This is a genomic window from Aliamphritea spongicola (genome assembly GCF_017051665.1).
In the GTDB taxonomy this organism is placed as follows: Bacteria; Pseudomonadota; Gammaproteobacteria; order Pseudomonadales; family Balneatricaceae; genus Amphritea; species Amphritea spongicola.
Map to the genome: position 1 here is coordinate 146,851 of NZ_JAFIDL010000002.1, position 14,735 is coordinate 161,585.

General features: G+C 52.0%; 13 protein-coding genes. 5 read left to right on the top strand and 8 right to left on the bottom strand.

Annotation, left to right across the window (positions count from 1 at the left end):
- The first annotated feature begins 69 nt into the window (after window positions 1-69).
- The 3 genes from JYB63_RS07300 to JYB63_RS07310 all read left to right on the top strand — a co-directional run bounded on the left by JYB63_RS07300 (window position 70) and on the right by JYB63_RS07310 (window position 3,384).
- Window positions 70-912, top strand: coding sequence for an ABC transporter six-transmembrane domain-containing protein (locus JYB63_RS07300; protein ID WP_205657189.1), 843 nt, complete (start codon window positions 70-72; stop codon window positions 910-912).
- Window positions 913-1,229: 317 nt separating this feature from the next.
- Entirely contained in the window at window positions 1,230-2,630 is a 1,401-nt protein-coding gene (gene nhaD, locus JYB63_RS07305; protein WP_205657190.1) for a sodium:proton antiporter NhaD, read from the top strand.
- Window positions 2,631-2,778: 148 nt separating this feature from the next.
- The gene (locus JYB63_RS07310; protein ID WP_205657191.1) at window positions 2,779-3,384 is read left to right on the top strand and encodes a hypothetical protein; all 606 of its coding nucleotides are present in this window, start codon (window positions 2,779-2,781) and stop codon (window positions 3,382-3,384) included.
- A gap of 44 nt (window positions 3,385-3,428) precedes the next feature.
- Here the strand turns inward: JYB63_RS07310 and trxC are convergent, their stop codons facing one another.
- The 8 genes from trxC to rpmH all read right to left on the bottom strand — a co-directional run bounded on the left by trxC (window position 3,429) and on the right by rpmH (window position 11,398).
- Window positions 3,429-3,860: a thioredoxin TrxC gene (gene trxC / locus JYB63_RS07315; RefSeq protein WP_205657192.1), complete on the bottom strand. Its 432-nt coding sequence runs from the start codon at window positions 3,858-3,860 to the stop codon at window positions 3,429-3,431.
- A 350-nt stretch (window positions 3,861-4,210) separates the two neighbouring features.
- The gene (locus tag JYB63_RS07320; RefSeq protein WP_205657193.1) at window positions 4,211-5,473 is read right to left on the bottom strand and encodes a type II toxin-antitoxin system HipA family toxin; all 1,263 of its coding nucleotides are present in this window, start codon (window positions 5,471-5,473) and stop codon (window positions 4,211-4,213) included.
- Window positions 5,470-5,754 carry a helix-turn-helix domain-containing protein gene (locus JYB63_RS07325; RefSeq protein WP_205657194.1) on the bottom strand — a complete coding sequence of 95 codons (285 nt, stop codon included), beginning with the start codon at window positions 5,752-5,754 and terminating at the stop codon, window positions 5,470-5,472. The genes JYB63_RS07320 and JYB63_RS07325 overlap by 4 nt, the downstream gene beginning before the upstream one ends.
- A gap of 198 nt (window positions 5,755-5,952) precedes the next feature.
- Window positions 5,953-7,683, bottom strand: a complete 1,731-nt coding sequence (locus JYB63_RS07330; protein WP_205657195.1) for an SWIM zinc finger family protein — start codon at window positions 7,681-7,683, stop codon at window positions 5,953-5,955.
- Window positions 7,684-7,685: 2 nt separating this feature from the next.
- Window positions 7,686-9,053, bottom strand: a complete 1,368-nt coding sequence (gene mnmE, locus JYB63_RS07335) for a tRNA uridine-5-carboxymethylaminomethyl(34) synthesis GTPase MnmE (protein WP_205657196.1) — start codon at window positions 9,051-9,053, stop codon at window positions 7,686-7,688.
- 131 nt (window positions 9,054-9,184) lie between these two features.
- Window positions 9,185-10,846, bottom strand: coding sequence for a membrane protein insertase YidC (gene yidC / locus JYB63_RS07340; protein WP_205657197.1), 1,662 nt, complete (start codon window positions 10,844-10,846; stop codon window positions 9,185-9,187).
- Window positions 10,847-10,865: 19 nt separating this feature from the next.
- Window positions 10,866-11,240 (bottom strand): ribonuclease P protein component, encoded by a 375-nt coding sequence (gene rnpA, locus JYB63_RS07345; protein WP_205657198.1) that lies wholly within the window; start codon window positions 11,238-11,240, stop codon window positions 10,866-10,868.
- A 23-nt stretch (window positions 11,241-11,263) separates the two neighbouring features.
- Window positions 11,264-11,398 (bottom strand): 50S ribosomal protein L34, encoded by a 135-nt coding sequence (gene rpmH, locus JYB63_RS07350; RefSeq protein WP_205657199.1) that lies wholly within the window; start codon window positions 11,396-11,398, stop codon window positions 11,264-11,266.
- Between the two features lie 519 nt (window positions 11,399-11,917).
- Here rpmH and dnaA point away from each other — a divergent pair.
- Both dnaA and dnaN read left to right on the top strand, forming a co-directional pair.
- Window positions 11,918-13,534, top strand: coding sequence for a chromosomal replication initiator protein DnaA (dnaA, locus tag JYB63_RS07355; protein ID WP_205657200.1), 1,617 nt, complete (start codon window positions 11,918-11,920; stop codon window positions 13,532-13,534).
- A gap of 66 nt (window positions 13,535-13,600) precedes the next feature.
- Window positions 13,601-14,704, top strand: coding sequence for a DNA polymerase III subunit beta (dnaN, locus tag JYB63_RS07360; protein ID WP_205657201.1), 1,104 nt, complete (start codon window positions 13,601-13,603; stop codon window positions 14,702-14,704).
- Window positions 14,705-14,735: the final 31 nt, after the last annotated feature.

Sequence of the window (14,735 nt, forward strand, 5' to 3'; positions counted from 1 at the left end):
TGACAATAAACTAATTTTTGCTGTTTCTGTGCTTAACCGGGAGACAGCTGAAGAGATGGAGGCTTTGCTGTGTCCGGTGAACTGACGATCTGGCAGATTATTCGTACCTTTCCGGGAAAAGTTGTTACCACCTGGCTGTTAGTGGTGCTGGAAAATGTATTAATGGCCTGCCTGCCTTTACTGATGGGCCAGACCATTGATGGCCTGTTAGCGGAGGATAGCGGCCCTCTTTTGCTACTTGCCGGGGCGTTTGCCTTGCTGGTGGTGGTATCTGTGGTGCGGCGCATATATGACACCCGGGTGTATGGCACGATTAAGGTGGAACTGGGATTACGTTTACTTGAACGTCAGCAGGGGTTGGGGATATCAGTACGCAGTGCCCGGCTGGATATGTCCCGGGAGCTGGTGGATTTCCTTGAAAACGAGGTCCCTCTGCTGTTTACCTCGGTAATTCAGCTGACGGTTTCACTGATCATTCTGGCGGGATTTGCCGGCCAGCTGGCCTGGGCTGCAGTGGCACTGACTCTGGCAATGCTGGCACTTTATGCCTGCTTTCACCGGCGTTTCTACCGTCTGAACGGTGCACTGAATGCGCAACAGGAACGCCAAGTGAATGTTTTGCAGCGTGCCCTGCCCTGGCAGTTTCACCGTCACCTGAACATGCTGCGACGCTGGGAAGTAAAGCTGTCAGACAGTGAAGCCTGGCTGTACGGCGGAATCTTCCTGCTGGCACTGCTGTTTATTGTGCATAACCTCATGGCCAGTGTGACAATTGAGCCAGTTACTGCCGGCACTATTTTTTCGATTGTCAGTTATTCCTGGGAGTTTGTTGAAGCGATGTTGGGATTACCCATGGCATTGCAGAGCTGGAGCCGTTTGCGGGAAATTACCCAGCGTATTAATACCGGCTGAGCTGAGGCATTCCCGGGCGATCGTTGCTATACCCTGCACAGCTTATCCTCTGTCTGTGCAGATATTACTCAGGTGTTATCCACATGTTTACCGGGCTGTCAGCCGTGGATAATTGACACGGATCAGACGAGTACGACTTAAGTGCTAGAGAAGTTGCATTTCGGTGTTGTTTTTTGCTTTACTTCCGGGGCTAAATCGCCTTGAAGGAAAGATGTGTGTCGCAGTTTCAGGCAGTCTGTTAGTCAGACGCTTCCTACCCTCCATATATTCTGCAAGACGAGTTTTTTTCAGTAGTCTCATTTACAGGGGATATCTCCATGAAGTGGTTAGCCTTGATACTTGGCTTATTGACCGCAACTTCCGGCTGGGCGTCATCTGCTGAAGCCAGCGGAACCATACAGGATCTCACTGCCAGCTGGGTGGGTTTTGCCGCCATCGGCATCTTCTTTGTTGCTTATATGCTGGTCATTTTTGAAGAGCAGTTACACCTGCGTAAATCCAAACCGGTGATGATGGCAGCAGGCCTGATCTGGATTCTGATTGCCATTTACTATGTGGGTGAAGGCTCGCCACAACTGGTTGAAGGCGCTATCCGGCATAACTTCCTTGAATACGCGGAGCTGTTCTTCTTCCTGCTGGTTGCCATGACCTATATAAACGCCATGCTGGAACGGGGTGTGTTTGATGCCCTGCGTGACTGGCTGGTGGCAAAAGGCTTTGGTTACCGACAGTTGTTCTGGATGACCGGGGTACTGGCATTCGTTATTTCTCCGATCGCCGATAACCTTACCACTGCGCTGATCATGTGTTCCGTGGTACTGGCGGTGGGTAAAGATCAGCCGAAGTTTGTCATGCTTTCCTGTGTGAACATTGTGGTTGCAGCGAATGCCGGCGGCGCGTTCAGTCCGTTCGGTGATATCACCACTCTGATGGTGTGGCAGAAAGGTGTGATTGAATTCAGCGGCTTCTTTGCCCTGTTCCTGCCTTCTGTTGTTAACTTTGTGGTACCGGCATTCATCATGCAGTTCTCCTTACCGGATGGCCGGCCACAGAGCCACAGTGATGAAATGACAGCAATTAAATTCGGCGGCCTGACCATTGTTGGCTTATTCTTGCTGACCATTGTGACTGCGGTCAGCTTCCACAGCTTGCTGCATATCCCGCCGGTATTCGGCATGATGATGGGCCTGGCATATCTGCAGTTCTTTGGCTTCTACCTGCGCCGCAGGTCAGCCAGCTGGCGCAACGGTATTGATGCGCCTCCAGGAGCCAGTGTTGATCCGTATAACTTTGATGTGTTCTCCCGTATTGCCCGGGCGGAGTGGGATACCCTGTTCTTCTTCTACGGCATCATTCTCGCGGTAGGGGGTCTGGGCTTCCTCGGTTACCTGAATATGGCATCCGGATTCTTCTACGGTGATTTGGGGCCAACCACTGCGAACGTACTGGTGGGCATTCTGTCTGCCATCGTGGATAACATTCCGGTGATGTTTGCGGTACTGACTATGTATCCGGAAATGTCCGACATGCAGTGGCTGCTGGTAACGCTTACAGCCGGTGTGGGCGGTAGTCTGTTATCGGTAGGCTCTGCAGCCGGTGTGGCACTGATGGGACAGGCCCGTGGTCAGTACACTTTCTTTGGTCATTTGCGCTGGACACCGGTGATTGCACTGGGTTACGCCGCCAGTATCGGAGTGCACTTCCTGGTGAATGGCTAATTGCTGATGTAAAAAGCGTGTCACAAAATGCGTAGTGATGGCTGTGCGTTTCACTGAAGTTTTAGCTACTGTTAAAAAAGCTGTGAAGAAACATGTATGTTTTTTCACAGCTTTTTTAGTATCTGTAATCAGTGAATGGAGTTAACCCGTGCCAACCAAACGTTTACCGGAACAGAATGGAAATTCATGTGCAGCGCACTGTACGACAATCGCAATCAATGAGATTAAGCAGACTGCCCTGACTGCCACCTTTGCTGAGGATGATCTCTGGCCGAGTATTCAGTTCAGTGATACCTGCGCAGTTACCAAGCCACTGGCAGATGATAAAAACAGTGATCCCCGGCTGATTGTCAGTCAGATAAAGCAACGCTGGCCTGGTGTGAAAGCAAAGCTGCTGTGTGATGAAGGCCAGAAGAGTAAAGCGATCTCGATGGTCAACGGGATGATGCGTAGCGGCATGAATGATATTTTCAATCTGCTGGTGCAGGAGGCGGTGAAAGGGAGCATTGCTCTGGATGAAGCGGTCTTTTATAATTGCAGTTATACGATGCACAGCGGCGCCAAACCCAGTGAAGACAACTTCAGTGGTATGCACAATATTCTAGTGGCCTACGAGGCCGGTAAGACCTTCTTTTATAATTCCAATGAATCCAACCCTCAGTGGCAGGCCACTGCTAACTGGAAGAAGTTGGAAGCTCAGAACGGCGGTACCCACAGTTATGTGTTCAGTGGTGTTGCCGTGGCCATTTTCTGATTATCTGACCGACAGGCACGGCTGTGCCTGTCAGTACTTTCTGTTTATACCTCAATGCCCTGCTGGCGCAGCCATTGCTGCAGCTGGCCCAGTGGCATCGCGCCACTCATCCGTGCGGCTTCTTTACCGTTTTTAAACAGTATCAGGGTAGGAATAGAACGGATCTGCAGCTGAGCTGCAATGTTCTGTTCCGCTTCGGTGTCCAGTTTCACCAGCCGTAACCGGGGTTCAAAGGTTTTGGCGGCCTGGTCAAAGATCGGCGCGAATTGCTGACAGGGGCCGCACCAGCTTGCCCAGCAGTCCACCAGAACCGGTAAATCGTTCTGCAATACCTGTTTGCTGTAATTGGCAGCGGTCAGGTCGACGGGTTTGCCGCTGAAGATTGGCTGTTTACATTTTCCGCAATTGGGTTTGTCTTCCAGACGTTCCTCCGGAATACGGTTGGTGACGTTACAGTGCGGGCAGCTGATGTTCATAAGTATTGGCTCGCTAAATCGGTTATTTTTAATGTTATGCACTTAATTCACAGATAGCTGTGCATAACATGTGGTAAAGGTGTCGTTAAACACTGAATTCCTGTTGGATTAAATCGCTAATCACTTATTTTTGCTGATTTTTTAATCAAAGCACGTCTGCGCTCTGCTGAATACACAAAACAGGCATCCGGCATAGAGACTGGCAGTTGTTAATAACTTTTGATATAAGCATTTTTGTTTTTATATCTTACTCACATAATCCACAAAAGGCTGTGAATAAGTTGTTATAAAGATGTAACTAATCTTGGGGTTAGTTCTTTATTAGTTATCTATCTGGCTGATTAATATAGCTATTTTTGTAAAAGATGGCGGTTTTGCTGATAACACTCATCCAGTTCCCGCCGTACATTTCGCTGGGTATCCCGGTGAATATCCAGCTGACTGGCGAAGATTTCCCAGTTTTGCAGGGCATCCAGTGTCTCTTCGATTACCTGACGGGCCTGATGCCAGTGGCTGAAATTGGCCAGTGATGCCAGTTGTTGCATGCTGCGCCGGTCAGGTTGTGAGGTTGCTCCGTTAAAAGGCATTTCATGCTGCCGGTTACCGGCGGGTCTGAAGCCGGCACTGTACATGGGGGCCGGCCGCCACTGTCCGCTATCATCCTGAACAAAGCTCCAGTGCTTGCTGTGGTCGTCGCGGTTACAGCTGAGCAGATTGAATACTGCCCGGTTAAACATATCCCGGCCGGTGGCCGGACGCTGACAAAGCAACTGGCTGGCCCTGATCAGCTGTTCGTAACCGATACCCGGCTGCCACCACGGATTGTTCAGCAGTGATGAGAGACGCTGGATATGTTGCCGGCCCTGCCCCTGCACATAGTCTGGCCGTCGGTAAGCAAGCCAGGGAGCTGCTTTTGACTGCGCCGGAGGGGTAATCAGTTGCCATTCGGGGATATCAATACCGGCAAGCCTGGCCATTTGCAGATAGGCTGCATCTGCCAGCCCCTGTTCCTGACCCAGCGGATTTTTGGGATGGCCAAACTGTAACACCCAGGGCTCCAGATGGGCGGCATTGTCACTGTGCAGCTGGTCCGGTATTAACGGGTCGATGTATACCTGAGCCTGCCAGGGCATACCGTGGATGTGGTTGTCGCTGCTGATTAGAGACTGTACGTGATCGGACAGATGATGACTGGCAGCAAGTTGCCCGTAGTAATCCGTTGAGGCTGATGCAGCGTGGATTTCACCGTTATCTGACTGATAGAGCAGCGAGCCAATCAGATCTGCTTCTGTGGTTTGCAGCAAGTTATGACAACCGGTTGGGCTGACCGTGCTTTGCTGCCCGCTGCGGAAAAAATCCATCAGTGGCCGAAGCCCCCAGTGCTGGCTGAGGCTGTCGGTAAACAAGCCTGGCATGGCGTCAGGGGCCTGTTTACTGAAGCGGTGAATCCGGTCATCAAATGGCAGGATAAAGGGCGACGGATTCAGCGGGCTGTTCAGGCAGTCTTCGTGGTACTGAAACAGCAGGCTGTGATGATTTTCCCCCAGCGTTCCCAGTCTGATCCGGCTGCCGTCTGTGAGTTGTCGCCATACCTCGATGGTTTGCTGCGTCATTTGCTTAGCTCACTTGCGAAGTTTGCCGGCGTAGAAGTTGGCTCTGAGGATGCGGTCAGTGCTGCCAGATTCTGTAAATCATCTACGCATTGCCAGATTAACAGGAACTGCCGTAATGAGATTTGCCCGGAGGTTTCAAAATGTTTGATGGTCGGGGCCGGAACGGTACTGCGCTCAGCCAGTGCCGCCCGGGACAGCTTTAACTGTTTACGTCGTTGCTGCAGATAGCCGGCTAGCTGTTGCTGAATATCACTGGCTGTCAGGAGGTTAAGATCAAACATTTTAAATACAGTAATGGATATGATTTTATCCATTATAGATAAAATACTATAGTAAATAGATATTATTTTATCTATTTATTAAAAGGATTTTGATCTGTAGCTCTGCTGAAATGAGAATGGTGAGGGTGAAAAAACGGTTATCAGGCTCAGAGTGAGTTTGCTGGTCTGCAGTTGATCCGACAGCGTGCAGGCGGTCAGTCAGGTGGGAAAATGCGTTGCCAGTATGCGCATGAACTGACGCTTGTGCTGATGCTGTTGGCGTAATTCGCCGAGCAGTTCCCGGAGTAGCTGACTGGCCGCTGCCTGACACTGGGGATGCTCCGCAGCGTATTCCGGGATTTGCTGTAATAGCTCTGCGATGTAGGTATAAGCCTGCTCAGAGGCTTCCTGCAGCAGTGTGGTTAATATGCGCCGGTAATATTGCTGGCTGTGTTGGGGCGCTGTGCTGAGTAACTGCAGCGCCAATGCTTCGAGGTGTGCCGGGCTCAGGGTTAGCTGATCAGCAATGATTCGGGCTTTGTGCAGCTGGTCACTGGCGAGGTAAAACTCAAACAGGTGCTCATGGCTGCGGGCCAGCGCCTGATGCCCTGCCCGGCTGCTGTGTTTGGCGCATTCCAACAGGTATTTTTCGGCTGTCTGCTGTGACTGTTGCGGGCTGATGCCCTGTGCGGTGTTAGCCTGCTGATAGTTCAGGTAGCTGTCCGGGTTCTTCTGCTGGGTGAATATCTGCCAGTACAGTTCTGCTGATTCTTTTTCTTGTCCCTGAAGAGCGGCAAACTCTGCCTCTAACTGTTGCTGTTGTCTGAGTTGGCGGGCATCCGGAGATTGCCGGGACAGACTATCAAACATTGATTGAAGCTGCTGGCAGATGGCTTCCTGCGCGTCCGCTGTGTGGTTTGTGGCAGATGTTTTCAGCTGTTCAAGTTGTGTGCGGATAAATTGCAGCAGGGTGTCGGTATCCGCCGGAGCTGATGAGTGGCTCAGTAATTCAGCCAGTAAATCATGGTCGCCGTATTCGGTGGCGTAGCTGTTCAGCAGTTCAGATAACTGGCGATTGGCGGGCTGATTTTGCCAGCGCTGACGGGCCTTAGTGATCAGGGATTCAAGACCGTTGTCGGGCGTCAGTATGCTGAGAGGGTCAGGATATATTTCTCTGGGCTGATTCAGCTGTTCCAGTACAAACGTGGCCAGCTGTTCAGCCGGCCAGTTTTGCCGTAACAGTTGCCGGGTGTATTGCCTGCAGCTGAGTTCCGCACAGGGGTGCTGATACCCCTGAGGATCAAAGCGCATGAGTACCTGGTTGAGCCGTTCAAGTGTGTATTCACATAGTTTGAAGGCCGCTTCTGCAGGTAAGGCGTCGAGGCAGCTGTTCAGATCTGTCAGTTCATTGCAGGCGTGTTCAAAGTAGCTGCGGATTTTCTGCCGCTGGCTGAGTTTCCGGTATGGCAGCGCCTGGGTGATCTGTTTACGAAGGCCTGCAATATCCACCGAGCCTCGCGCGATCTGTGCCTGGCGGATCAGCTGGCGTTCAAGCTTTGGGTCGTTCGCGGTCAGCTGTTGCAGTTGGCGAATCAGCTGATGCTTCGGCAACCCGGCCAGATAGCTGAGAACCGTCCCCTGCTCTGCTGTGGTTGTTCCGGCGCTTGTATTCCGGCTCTGCTGAACGCTGAGGGCCAGGGCGACGCAGTGCTGGCAGAATTCGAAACCTTCCGATACCGGGCAGTCACAGCTGCCTTCCAGCTGCTGGCGTGGCCAGCGTAGCTGAACACTGTGGCAGGTATGGGTGTACGGGTCTGAAACAAGCCCAGTGATGAGATCCGGATGCTCCAGCCAGTCCTGCACAGTGTGTTGCAGTGCCTGACCGGCTTCAAACTGCGCCGCACCGGCCAGGTGGCTGAGCAGTTCAGGGCTGAAGTCCGGCGCGGACATGGTTACTTACCGATACAGAAGGAGCTGAAGATCCGGCCCAGCAGGTCATCTGAACTGAAGGCACCGGTAATTTCGCTGAGGTGTTGCTGAGCCTGGCGCAGGTCCTCTGCCAGTAGCTCCCCTGCTCCGCCAAATACTAATTGTTCCTGGCCAGTGAGTAACAGGCTCTGGGCTTTGCTGAGGGCTTCCACATGACGGCGCCGGGCCAGAAAGCCGCCTTCGGTGGTAGCGGCATAGCCCATACAGTCTTTGAGGTGCTGACGCAGGGTATCGACGCCGATATTGGCCTTGGCAGAGAGGGAAATCAGCGTGTGGCCGTGGTGTTCACCAATGCCGATTGCCTCGGAGGTCAGGTCGCATTTGTTGCGAATAACCGTGATTTTGCTCTGATCTTCCAGGTTATGAACGAATTCAGGCCAGATCTGTTCCGGATCATCCGTGGCGGTGGTGGTGCCGTCTACCATCAGCAGAATCCGGTCGGCTTTATGGATTTCTTCCCAGGCGCGGCTGATGCCGATTCGTTCCACTTCGTCCGGTGCATCCCGCAGGCCGGCGGTATCGATGATGTGCAGGGGCATCCCGTCGATGTGGATATGTTCGCGGAGGACGTCACGGGTGGTGCCGGCGATGTCGGTAACGATGGCGCTGTCCTTACCGGCCAGAGCGTTCAGCAGGCTGGATTTACCGGCGTTTGGCCGGCCGGCAATAACCACGTTCATACCTTCGCGGATCAGGCTGCCCTGCTGGGCTTCCTGCATCACGTTGGTGAGTTGCAGAATAATGGCTTCCAGATCACTGGCGACCTTACCGTCTCCCAGAAAATCAATTTCTTCTTCCGGGAAATCAATGGCGGCTTCCACGTAAATACGCAGCTGGGTGAGGCTCTCAACCAGAGTGTGTATGCGTTCCGAGAACATTCCCTGGAGGGAGCGCAGGGCACAGCGGGCAGCCTGTTCTGAGCTGGAGTCGATCAGGTCCGCAATGGCTTCTGCCTGGGCCAGGTCGAGCTTGTCGTTGAGGAATGCTCGCTCTGAGAACTCACCGGGGTTAGCCAGCCGGGCACCCAGTTCCAGTACCCGGCGGAGGATAAAGTCGATAATGACCGGTCCGCCGTGGCCCTGCAGTTCCAGCACATCTTCACCGGTGAAGGAGTTTGGTCCCGGGAAGTAGATACCGATGCCCTGATCAATCTGATTATTATCGGCGTCGTAAAACGGGCCGTAGTGGGCATAACGGGGAGCCGGTTCTGTGCCTAATACTGCTTTGGCAATGGGTTTGGCCAGTTTGCCGGATACCCGGACGATCCCTACCCCGCCCCGTCCCGGCGGTGTGGCTTGTGCGGCAATAGTATCTTGATCGATAAGGGTCATGCTGATATCCGGTATGCTGTGTTAGTTAAGCGCTGATGCGGGTTATCTTCCCCAGCGCTGCAGGCGGAGTCAACCGCGGGTAAACGTAAAAAAGGCCTCACAGGAGGCCTTTTTTATTCAGATCGGGGTGATCAGGCTTTCTTGGCGTTGCCGCCGTCACCTTCGATCTGCTTGTTGATCACATACTGCTGGGCAATCGACAGTACGTTGTTCACCAGCCAGTACAGTACCAGACCTGCCGGGAACCACAGGAAGAAGATAGTGAAGACAATTGGCAGCATCTTCATGATCTTGGCCTGCATTGGGTCCGGAGGTGTTGGGTTCAGCAGCTGCTGGATGAACATGGTTGCACCCATCAGGATTGGCAGTACAAAGTACGGGTCCATTACCGACAAGTCGTGAATCCACAGCATGAACGGCGCCTGACGCAGTTCAACGGATTCAAGCAGTACCCAGTACAGTGCGATGAAGATTGGCATCTGTGCCAGAATTGGCAGACAGCCACCCAGCGGGTTGATCTTCTCTTTCTTGTACAGTTCCATCATGGCCTGAGACATCTTCTGACGGTCATCACCGTGAAGTTCTTTCAGACGGGCCATTTCAGGGCCAAATTTACGCATCTTCGCCATAGACTTAAATGCTTTGGCGTTCACCTGGAACAGTGCAGCTTTCACAACAATGGTGACACCGATGATCGCCAGACCCCAGTTGCCTACCAGGCCGTAAATCGCTTTCAGCAGCCACTCAAGTGGGCTGGCGATCCAGTACAGGATGCCGTAGTCGATAGTCAGCTGCAGATCCGGAGCTGCTTCTTCCAGCTTTTCAGTAATCTTCGGACCCGCATAGAAGTGGGCGCTTACTGTCTTGTTCTGGCCAGCAGGTACGTTGAATTCCGGAGAAATAAAGCCGACGATGAACTTGTCATTGGCAGTCCGTGAACTGTAGCTGTATTCAGCACCCGGTGCAGGAATCCATGCACTCAGGAAGTAGTGCTGGCTCATTGCTACCCAACCGTCCTGGCTGGAGCTCTTGAAGCTGGCGTCCCGCATATCGTCGAACGAGTAGGTCTGGTAGTTATCTTCTGTTGTAGAGAAGACACCGCCCAGGAAGGACTGCATGCCCATATCAGTGGTAGATGTCGGGTCAGGGCTGGCGTCACGTTTGATCTGACCAAACAGCTTTGCCTGCCACGGATCAGCAGTCTTGTTATCAACGACCATGTCCAGACCGATATCGTAGCTGCCGCGCTGGAACTCATAGCGCTTGGTGATCACAACGCCTTTGGCAGTGGTGAACGACAGGTCAACATTCAGTTCGTTGCCTTCCAGTGTGTAGCTGCTGGTGCTGCTGGTATAAGTCGGGCGGCCTTCGCTGCTGGCATCCGGACCGTTCAGGCCAACCAGACCACTCTGGGACACATAGGTGCGGTTAGCACTTTGCTCGAGCAGAATGAATGGCTGGTCAGAACCCAGTGCGGCTTTAAATTCAGGCAGTGCTACCTGAATGATGTCGCCACCCTTAGGGTCGATCAGAATTTCCAGAACATCAGTTTTTACTGAGATCAGCTGGCTCTTTTTGGCAGCGGCTGTCGCCGGGGTTACACCTGGTACATCGGAACCGCTGGCAGTTTCCTGCGGCAGTTCACTGACAGGAGCTGTTGAGTCATAAGCGGATACAGTTTCAGCCTGAGCGACCGTAGCAGGTGGCTGGCTGTAATCCTGATTCCATTGCAAGACCAACATATAGGAAATAATGCCGAGTGCTGCAATCAATAATACGCGCTGTACATCCATGGTTGTTGGACCATTATCGTTATTTAGATTGGGATTGGGGCTTAGCTTTCTTAATCAGGCGAGACCAGCTGCGCTTAATAAGCTTATGAACCTGCTTATTTTCCATATCCCCCAGGCCTTTACGCGCCAAAATGACGATATCGACGTTGGGAAGTTGCTGCTGTTCAAGCCGAAAAGACTCGCGAATGATACGCCGAACGCGGTTACGATTGACAGCTAAACGGATATTTTTTTTGGAGAAGACGAAACCGACACGTGAATGGCCGAGGTCGTTAGGGCAGGCTAGGATCAGCAGATGTTGATCTGAGATCTTGAGGCTGGCTCGGTTGAATACCTGTTTAAAATCCCCGCCGGTAAGGAGTCTCACGCGGCGGGGATAGCTGAATTCATTCATTCAGTGAGCCTAACAGGCAAATATTAAGCAGCCAGACGCTTACGGCCTTTAGCACGACGACGGTTGATTACCGCACGACCGTTTTTAGTAGCCATACGTGCACGGAAGCCGTGAGTACGAGCGCGCTTAAGATTGCTAGGTTGAAAAGTTCTTTTCATGGTTTCGATCCTACTAACGTACAGTGTGGTGGTATCAGTAAGGTTGCTGAATCCCACGAGTCAAAAATAGACGCCGAATTCTAGTGAAATGCTGTACGGTTTTCAATCACTTTTTTGAGAAAAATCTTAATTAATGCCACGGATGGCGCAGGCTGGAAGGTTATTCACTGTTGGGCATAAGTCCTGTTTTTGTCGGTATAAATGCTGAGCTCAAAACCTATAAATCTGTGTATAACTAAATAAAATGCTTATTTTTTAAAATATTGGCATGTTTGTAAGTCTGAATATTAACTGTTCTTAAGCTCTGTATAGTCTGATTTACAGGCAGGTTGTTTAAAAAACAATCAGTTTCAGACAGTTTAATTGCTTGAAAACCGTGCTGTAAAAAGAATTAGTAACAGCCTCATCTAACTGTGGATAAGCCGGTTCAGAACAGGTATTATCGGCTGATTATTTATTGTCGCGACAATTAAGAAATGTCTGTGTCGCAAAGGCCGCTTCGCCGTGCAAGGTTGATATATGTCCGTTGAGTTATGGGAACAGTGCTTACAGAGTCTTCAGCAGGAGTTCCCCGCACAACAATACAATACCTGGATCCGTCCTTTAAAAGCGTCTCCCGAGGCTACCGGTGAGCTGGTGCTGCTGGCACCGAACCGGTTTGTTAAAGACTGGGTGAATGATAAATATCTGGGCCGTATCCGCGAGATTGTTAATGCGGTGTCCGGAGATATCAGCGGTAAGGTCAGCATTGATATTGCAGCCCGCAGTACTGCAGGCTTCCGGCAACGCCCGGCGGCACCGCAGGTACAGCGCCCGGTTCGCCCGACGCCGGCACCGATGGCACAGTTTGCCGAATCAGTCGCGCCGGTTGCACCGAGCCGTCCGGCTCCGCCGCCGCGTCAGCCGGTTGAAGTCTTGCCACCGGAAAATGCGCCGACCCAGTTAGCTATAGATGTTGATAACGACGGTTTTGGTGCAGTTGAGCCACAAACTACTTTTGTTGAAGCCAAGCCGTTTACTGAAGCCCCGAGTGTTGAAGAAATTGTTGCTGCAGCGCCTGCCGCGCCGGCACCAAAAGCCAACCGGGTGGTTGAAGTGGAAGGCGGCGTACGTCATCAGTCAAACCTCAACCAAGCCTTTACCTTCAATTCATTTGTACAGGGTAAATCAAACCAGCTTGCACTGGCTGCAGCCCAGCAGGTGGCAGATAATCCGGGCGGTTCTTATAACCCACTGTTTATATATGGTGGTGTGGGCCTGGGTAAAACCCACCTGATGCACGCCGTTGGCATGGAAATGCTGCAACGTAACCCGAATGCTAAAATTGTCTATCTGCATTCTGAGCGTTTTGTTGCCGATATGGTTAAGGCATTGCAGCTCAATGCTATTAACGACTTTAAGCGTTATTACCGCTCTGTAGATGCCCTGCTGATCGATGATATTCAGTTCTTCGCCGGCAAAGAGCGTTCACAGGAAGAGTTTTTCCATACCTTCAATGCCCTGTTAGAAGGTGGTCAGCAGATGATTCTGACCAGCGACCGTTATCCGAAAGAAATTAACGGTGTTGAAGAACGGCTTAAATCCCGCTTTGGCTGGGGATTAACCGTTGCGATTGAGCCGCCGGAGCTGGAAACCCGGGTGGCCATTCTGATGAAGAAAGCCGAAGAAGCGCAGGTTCGTCTGCCGGACGATGCCGCATTCTTCCTGGCGCAAAAGATTCGTTCCAATGTGCGTGAGCTTGAGGGAGCCCTGAAACGGGTCATCGCTAACGCACATTTCACCGGCAACGCCATTACCACGCCGTTTATTAAAGAATCCCTGAAAGACTTGCTGGCATTGCAAGACAAACAGGTTAGTATAGATAACATCCAACGCGTGGTTGCCGAGTACTATAAGATAAAGGTGTCTGACCTGCTGTCCAAACGTCGCAGCCGCTCAGTTGCAAGACCCCGCCAGGTGGCAATGAGTCTGTCCAAAGAGTTGACCAATCACAGCCTGCCTGAGATTGGTGATGCCTTCGGCGGACGTGATCATACAACCATTTTGCATGGTTGCCGCAAGGTGGCAGAATTGCGCGAGAGCGATACGGATATAAGAGAGGATTATCAGAACCTGTTACGTCACTTAACGGCGTAGTTTGCAGATTGCGACCTTTGCTCACTACAACGTGCAAGGTCTCTGATTAATGAAGGGTAGGAAAACATGAAGTTTGTTATTTCTAGAGAAGCGCTGATCAAGCCATTGCAACTGGTTGCCGGTGTAGTTGAACGTCGTCAGACGTTGCCAGTGCTTTCAAACATTCTGTTGGTCGCCGAAGGCAACCAGTTGTCGATGACAGGTACTGACCTGGAAGTGGAACTGGTTGGCCGGGTTGAGCTGGAAGAGCCGGCTGAAGCAGGTTCTATTACCGTTCCGGCCCGTAAGCTGATGGACATCTGTAAGTCACTGCCGGACAGTGCCATTATCGAACTGACGCTGACTGGTCAGAAGATGGTAATTAAGGCTGGCCGCAGCCGCTTTACACTGTCTACCCTGCCCGCTGCTGAGTTCCCGAATGTGGAAGACAGCCCGGAAGCATTTGAACTGACGGTATCTCAGAGCCAGGTTCGCCATCTGATTGATCAGACCGGTTTCTCCATGGCGCAGCAGGATGTCCGTTACTACCTGAACGGTATGTTGCTGGAAGTAAACGACAATACCCTGCGTGCGGTATCCACCGATGGTCACCGTCTGGCGACCAGCGTGACTGACGTTGAAACCAACAGCACCTCACAGCATCAGTTCATCGTACCCCGTAAAGGTATTCTGGAACTGGCCCGTCTGTTACAGGGTGGTGATGAAGAAGTGCGTCTGGTTGTGGGTGCTAATCACATCCGTGCCCATGCCGGTGATTTTACCTTCACTTCCAAACTGGTTGACGGCAAGTTCCCGGATTATCAGCGCGTTATCCCTCAGGGTGGCGACAAGTTCATGTTGGGTACCCGTCAGGAACTGCGTCAGGTATTCAGCCGTATCGCGATTCTGTCGAACGAAAAATACCGTGGTGTGCGCCTGTCTCTGACCAGTGGTTACCTGCAGGTTATGGCGAACAACCCGGAACAGGAAGAAGCGGAAGAAACCGTTGCAGTGGATTACGATGGCGACAGCCTGGAAATCGGCTTTAACGTTAACTACCTGCTGGATGTTCTGTCGATTGTGAACTCTGAAGTGGTTCGTTTCACGCTGTCCGATTCTAACAGCAGTGCGCTGGTTGAAGGCCTGGACGACGGCGGTTCCCTGTTCGTTGTTATGCCAATGCGTATGTAATTCCTGACGGCCGCCGGCGCAGTTTTGTGCC